Raw genomic sequence first — 6,315 nt, forward strand, 5'->3', positions numbered from 1 at the left:
CGGCCTCGACCGCGAGGGGCCCGAGCATCAGCGCGCCGCGGCCGTCGCCCAGCGCCACGTGCCAGAAGCGCAGCGTGCCCACCATGCGGCCGTCGGCGTCGACGGCCGTGAGCGCGAGTCCCTGCGCCGGCAGACGGCCTTCGCGCAGCCGCTCGCAGGTCTTGGCGAAGCGGGCGGGGCCGAAGGCGCGGTCGAGCAGAGCCTCGCGGGCCCCGGCGTCGGCCGGGGCCTCGTCACGAATGACGGCCATGAAACCCTCCTGAAGGGTTAGACGACCTTTTAAGGGGTCAGATGACGACGGAGGCGAGAGGCGCGAAGCCGTTGAAGGCGACCGCCGCGTAAGTGGTGGTGTAGGCGCCGGCGGCCTCGATCAGCACCTTGTCGCCGATCTCCAGGCTCACGGGCAGCGCGTAAGGCGCCTTCTCGTACATCACGTCGGCCGAGTCGCAGGTCGGGCCGGCGAGCACGCACGGCGAGACGTCGTCGCCGTCGCGGCCGGTGCGGATCGGGTAGCGGATGGCCTCGTCCATGGTCTCGGCCAGGCCGCCGAACTTGCCGATGTCCAGATAGACCCAGCGCAGCTCGTCCGCGGCGTCCGACTTCTTCGACACCAGCACCACCTCGGCCTCGATCACGCCGGCGTTGCCGACCATGCCGCGGCCCGGCTCGATGATGGTCTCGGGGATGCGGTTGCCGAAGTGGCGGCGCAGGCCCTCGAAGATCGACTCGCCGTAGGCGTCCACCGCCGGGATGTCCTTGAGGTAGCGGGTGGGGAAGCCGCCGCCGAGGTTCACCATGGAGAGCGCGATGCCGCGCTCGGCGCAGTCGCGGAAGATCGCGGCCGCGGAGGCGAGCGCGCCGTCCCAGGCGCCGACGTTGTTCTGCTGCGAGCCGACGTGGAACGACACGCCATAGGCGGTCAGGCCGTTGCGGTGGGCGTGCTCCAGCACGTCGGCGGCCATCTCGGGAACGCAGCCGAACTTGCGGGACAGCGGCCACTCGGCGCCGGCGCCGTCGGCGAGGATGCGGCAGAACACGCGGGCGCCGGGGGCCTGACGGGCCACCTTCTCCACCTCTTCGCGGCAGTCGACCGCGAACAGGCCCACGCCGCGGGCGAAGGCCGCCGCCACGTCGCGCTCCTTCTTGATGGTGTTGCCGAAGGAGATGCGGTCCGCGGTCACGCCGGTGGCGAGCGCCATGTCGATCTCGACCACGGAGGCGCAGTCGAAGCACGAGCCCATGTCGGCGAGCAGCTGCAGGATCTCCGGCGCCGGGTTGGCCTTCACCGCGTAGAACACGCGGGTGTCCGGCAGCGCGCGGGCGATCTTGGCGAAGTTGTCGCGCACGATCTCGCTGTCCACGACCAGGATCGGCTGGTCGGAGTTCTTCTCCGCGAGGAAGCGGCGGATGCGGTCGTTCTCAAGAGCGGCGAGGTGCGAGGCCATGGCGTGTCCCAACGAAGTCTCTAAGGTGTGAGCGTGTGAGACGCCGGTCGCCCGCGGCGCGCGTTGGAGACGCGCCGTCGGTCGGTGTCGACATCTCATGGCCGAAAGCCGTGCGGCTTCAGACCGTTCGAAAACGCCGTAGTCACGACGACCTTGCGAAACGGAGAGCATCCGTCAGCGACAGGTCGGCGCCACGCTTGGGACTTGGGGGAAACCCTGGACCCACGCGCCCGGCAAGGAAGTAGTCGCCTCTTCAGTGACCCCGGCCTTTGGAGAGCCGGCAGAGACCAAAAAAGCCCTCTACGTCGTTGCTTCACGTCGCGTCCGCCGTCGGAGAGACGACTTAGAGCCGGTTGGGATTTCCGGCCATCGGGCTGCCCGGCGGGGAGTTCCCGCCGCCCGACACACGACACAGGCACGCGTTCATTGGGCGAGCGATGAGATAGGGGCGATCCCTGTCGCATGCAACAGAAAACTGACCCCCGCGGCGGGGTTTTTTCTTAATGAATTCCAAACGCCTGCCGCAGGCGCTCAGCTTGCAGGAGAGAGAGCGGCCCGCTACTCCTTTGGTCCTGCGCCTTTCGCAGGCGCAGCGACGTCCCGCCTTCCCGCGCCGCCCCGCGCGGGCGGGCGCCGCCCACCGTCAGCCTCCCGACACGAGACCCGATGACCGATTTCGCCCATCGCCCCTTCTCGCGCCGCGACACGCTTCGGCTCGGCGCCGCGGCCTGCGCCTTCGCCGCCTCCGTTCCCGCGCTCGCCCAGCAGCCGCCCCCCGCCCCCGCCTTCGCCTATGAGGACGTGGTGCGCCGCGCCCGGGATCTGGCCCGCGAGCCCTATGACGGCCGCGCGCCCGAGCTGCCCGAGAGCCTGCGCAACCTCACCTTCGACCAGTACCGCGACATCCGTTTCCGCACCGACCGGGCGCTGCTGGCGACCGGCGGCGGGCCGTTCCGGATGCAGTTCTTCCATCCGGGCTTCCTCTACCGCCGCCCGGTGGTGGTGAACGTGGTGCGCGACGGCATCGCCACGCCCGCGCCCTACTCCGCCGCCCTGTTCGACTACGGCGCCAACAAGTTCGAGCGCCCGCTGCCCGTCGATCTCGGCTTCGCCGGCTTCCGGCTGCACTACCCGCTCAACGACCCGCGGGTGTTCGACGAGCTGATCTCCTTCGTGGGCGCGAGCTATTTCCGCGTGCTCGGCCGCAACCAGGTCTACGGCATCTCGGCCCGGGGCCTCGCGGTGGACAGCGGCCTGCCGACGCCGGAGGAGTTCCCGGACTTCCGCGAGTTCTGGGTGGAGATGCCGGGCGCCAACGCCGACCGGGCGGTGATCCACGCCCTGCTCGACGGGCCGTCCATCGTCGGCGCCTACCGTTTCGTGGTCTATCCGGACGTGGACACCACGGTCGACGTGACCGCGACGCTGATCGCCCGCAAGCCGATCGCCAAGCTCGGGATCGCGCCGCTGACCTCCATGTTCTTCTACGGCGAGAACCAGCGCCGCCATTACAGCGACTTCCGCCCCGAGCTGCACGATTCCGACGGGTTGCTGGTGCAGACCAGCGGCGGCGAATGGGTGTGGCGCCCGCTGCGCAACCCCAAGACGCCCCAGACCACCGCGCTGTGGGACACCAACCCCCGCGGCTTCGGCCTGATGCAGCGCGACCGGCTGTTCGAGCACTATCAGGACCTCGACCTCGCCTATCAGCTGCGCCCGAGCTACTGGGTGGAGCCGCGCGAGGGCTGGGGCCCCGGCCGGATCGAGCTGATCGAGCTGCCCACCGACGACGAGACCAACGACAACATCGTCGCGTTCTGGACGCCCGCCGAGCCGCTGCCCGTGGGCCAGGAGAAGGTGTTCGGCTACCGGCTGAAATCGCTGTCGTCGGACGGCAAGATGCATCCCGGCGGCCGGGCGGTGAACACCTATCCGACCCGCGCGGCCGCGCTCGGCGCGGCCGAGACCGCGCCTCCCGGCTCCCAGCGCTTCATCATCGACTTCGCCGGCGGCGACCTACCCTACTACCTCAACGAGCCATCGCGGGTGCAGGTGGTGCCCTCGGCCTCGACCGGCGCCATCCGCGGCGCCTTCGTGACGCCCAACCCGAAGATCGGCGGCTTCCGGGTCGGCATCGACGTGCAGGCGGACGGCGGCAAGCCGGTGGAGCTGCGCGCCTTCCTGAAGGCGGGCGAACGCGCGCTGACCGAGACCTGGACCTTCACCTACGCGCCGGAGAACGGCTGAACGAGGGCGGGGGCGACGGGGCCGAAAACTCCCTTCGCCTGCTCCCGATCCTGTCCCGACATCGAGGCAGGAAGGGCGGGCGCCGACGCCCGCTCTTGAAGCGCGGCGGCGGCGCGCTGGTTCTGGAAGGGCGGCGGGTCTGGGTCCCGGCTCGAGGCCGGGACAAGGAAGGGGGCGGAAGCCCTTTCAGACGGCGGTCACAGCCAGCCCATCAGCTCCCGGCGCACCACGTGCTCGATCACGCGCATGCCCTCGGCGCTGTCGTTGAGGCACGGGATGGCGGCGAAGTTCTCGCCGCCGTTGTGCTTGAAGATCTCGGCGTTCTCGCCGGCGATCTCCTCCAGCGTCTCCAGGCAGTCCGCGGTGAAGCCCGGCATGCAGACGGCGAGGTTCTTCACGCCCTCTTTCGCCAGCGCCTCCACCGTCTTGTCGGTGTAGGGCTGCAGCCATTCCTCCGGGCCGAAGCGGGACTGGAAGGTGATGCGGAAGCGCGTGGCGTCGAGGCCCAGCGCCTCGCGCATCAGCCGCGCGGTCTTCTGGCACTGGCAGTGATAGGGGTCGCCTTTGGCGAGGTAGGACTGGGGCACGCCGTGGAACGACGCCAGGATCACCTCGGGCTCGAAGGAAAGCTTCGCCAGCTCCGCCTTCAGCGACCCCGTCAGCGCCTCGATGTAGACCGGATCGTCCGCCCAGGGCGGCGCGACCCGCAGCACCGGCTGCCAGCGCATGGCCTTCAGCGCGTCGAACGCCTTGTCGCAGACGGTGGCGGAGGTGGCGGCGGCGTATTGCGGGTAGAGCGGCACCAGCAGCAGCCGGTCGCAGCCCTCCTTCTGCAGCGCCTCGATGCGCGAGGCGATGGAGGGGTTGCCGTAGCGCATGGCCCAGTCCACCACCAGCTTCGGCGCGGCGTCGGACAGGGCGGCGGCGAGCTTCTCGGACTGGGAGCGGGTGATGGTGCGCAGCGGGCTCTCGTCGCGCTCCCGGTTCCAGATGGTGTCGTAGTCCTTGCCCTTCCGGCCCGGCCGGGTGGTGAGGATGATCCCGTTCAGGAGCGGCCACCACAGGATGCGCGGCGTCTCGATCACCCGGCGGTCGGAGAGAAACTCCTTCAGGTAGCGTCGCATGGACCAGTAGTCGGTCGCGTCCGGCGTGCCGAGATTGACCAGCAGGACGCCGATGCGGCCGCTCTTCACGGGCGGATGATCGGCGGGAAGGCGGACGGCGCGCGGGTCGCTCAGGGGCGCGGAAGCGTTCATCGGACGGGGCGGACTCCACGGAGAAGACGGCCGGAACATAGTCCTCCCGGCGCAGGAGTACAGCGGTTCAAACCGGGCTTGACGGCGCCGCCCCGAGCCCACGCCGCCGCAGCGCGTCCGCCTCGCCCTCGACCAGCGGCGCCCACCACGCGCGGTTGTCGAGATACCAGCGCACGGTGCGCTCCAGCCCCGCCTCGAAGTTCTCCTGCGGGCGCCAGCCGAGCTCGCGGGCGATGCGGGAGGAATCGAGCGCATAGCGGAGATCGTGGCCCGGCCGGTCCGCCACGAAGCGGATCAGGCTCTCCCGAGGGACCGGCGCGGGCGCCAGCCGGTCGAGCGCCGCGCAGACCGCCCGCGTCACGTCGATGTTGCGCCTCAGCCCCCCGCCGCCCACGGCGTAGGTCGCGCCCGGCGCGCCCCGCTCCAGCGCGAGCGCGAGCGCCCGGGCGTGGTCCTCCACGTGGAGCCAGTCGCGCACCTGGTCGCCCCGCCCATAGACCGGCAGCTCCCGGAGGCCTAAGCCGCGCAGGATCATCATGGGCGCCAGCTTCTCGGGAAACTGCCGCGGGCCGTAGGTGTTCGCCCCATGGGTCACGATCGTCGGCAGCCCGTAGGTGGCGCCCCAGGCGCGCGCCAGATGGTCCGCGCCGGCCTTGGTGGCGGAATAGGGCGAATTGGGGCGGTAGGGCGCGGTCTCGTCGCAGGCCCCTTCGCCGTCGAGCGAGCCGAACACCTCGTCGGTGGAGACCTGCAGCAGACGAAACGCCGCCTTTTCCGATCCGTCGAGCCCGCGCCAGAGGCGCAGCGCCTCCTGCAGCAGGGTGAAGGCGCCCATGAGATTGGTCTCGACGAAGGCGCCCGGCGCGTCGATCGAGCGGTCCACATGACTCTCGGCCGCCAGATTGACGATCGCCGTCGGCCGGTGGCGGGCGAAGGCGGCGCCGAGCGCGTCCGCGTCGCGGATGTCGACCCGCTCGAAGGCGTAGCGGGGCGAGGCCTGCGCCTCGGTAAGGGAGCGGGGATTGGCGGCGTAGGTCAGGGCGTCGAGATTGATCACCCGCGCGGCGGTGTCGTTAAGCAGGTGCAGGATCAGGGCCGAGCCGATGAAGCCCGCCCCGCCCACCACGGCGATGCGCGCGTCCCTGAACCGAACCGCCATGACGACAGAAGCCTCGAACGCCCGTGGGTGGGGAAGGATGCGGCCGGAGACCGAACCTTTCGCAGAAGGCGCCGTCCGGTGCGGCGGCGTCAACCCGCGCCGCTGGCCCCGGTCGCGAGCAGGCCCGCCAGCATCAGCGCGCCGAAGGCCAGCACGGCGAGCGCCGCCAGCGTCTCGAAGCCGGCGACGACGACGGCGCCCGGTCCCG

5 protein-coding genes are annotated in these 6,315 nt (G+C 70.7%); 1 reads left to right on the forward strand and 4 read right to left on the reverse strand.

From position 1 onward, the window contains the following. On the reverse strand, window positions 1-250 hold a 250-nt coding region (locus ACFQ4O_RS13865), incomplete at its 3' end, for a GNAT family N-acetyltransferase (RefSeq protein ID WP_378776320.1). 37 nt (window positions 251-287) lie between these two features. Next, window positions 288-1,445 carry a type III PLP-dependent enzyme gene (locus ACFQ4O_RS13870; RefSeq protein WP_378776322.1) on the reverse strand — a complete coding sequence of 386 codons (1,158 nt, stop codon included), beginning with the start codon at window positions 1,443-1,445 and terminating at the stop codon, window positions 288-290. A gap of 666 nt (window positions 1,446-2,111) precedes the next feature. On the opposite strand from ACFQ4O_RS13870, the gene ACFQ4O_RS13875 reads away from it, so the two are divergent. Further along, on the forward strand, window positions 2,112-3,692 hold the full coding sequence (locus ACFQ4O_RS13875; RefSeq protein WP_378776324.1) for a glucan biosynthesis protein: 1,581 nt from the start codon (window positions 2,112-2,114) through the stop codon (window positions 3,690-3,692). A gap of 197 nt (window positions 3,693-3,889) precedes the next feature. On the opposite strand, the gene hemH is transcribed toward ACFQ4O_RS13875, so the two are convergent. After that, window positions 3,890-4,948, reverse strand: a complete 1,059-nt coding sequence (gene hemH, locus ACFQ4O_RS13880; RefSeq protein ID WP_378776326.1) for a ferrochelatase — start codon at window positions 4,946-4,948, stop codon at window positions 3,890-3,892. A 67-nt stretch (window positions 4,949-5,015) separates the two neighbouring features. Beyond that, window positions 5,016-6,107 (reverse strand): dTDP-glucose 4,6-dehydratase, encoded by a 1,092-nt coding sequence (gene rfbB / locus ACFQ4O_RS13885; RefSeq protein ID WP_378776328.1) that lies wholly within the window; start codon window positions 6,105-6,107, stop codon window positions 5,016-5,018. Window positions 6,108-6,315: the final 208 nt, after the last annotated feature.

Source organism: Methylopila musalis, from assembly GCF_042679725.1.
GTDB lineage: Bacteria > Pseudomonadota > Alphaproteobacteria > Rhizobiales > Methylopilaceae > Methylopila > Methylopila musalis.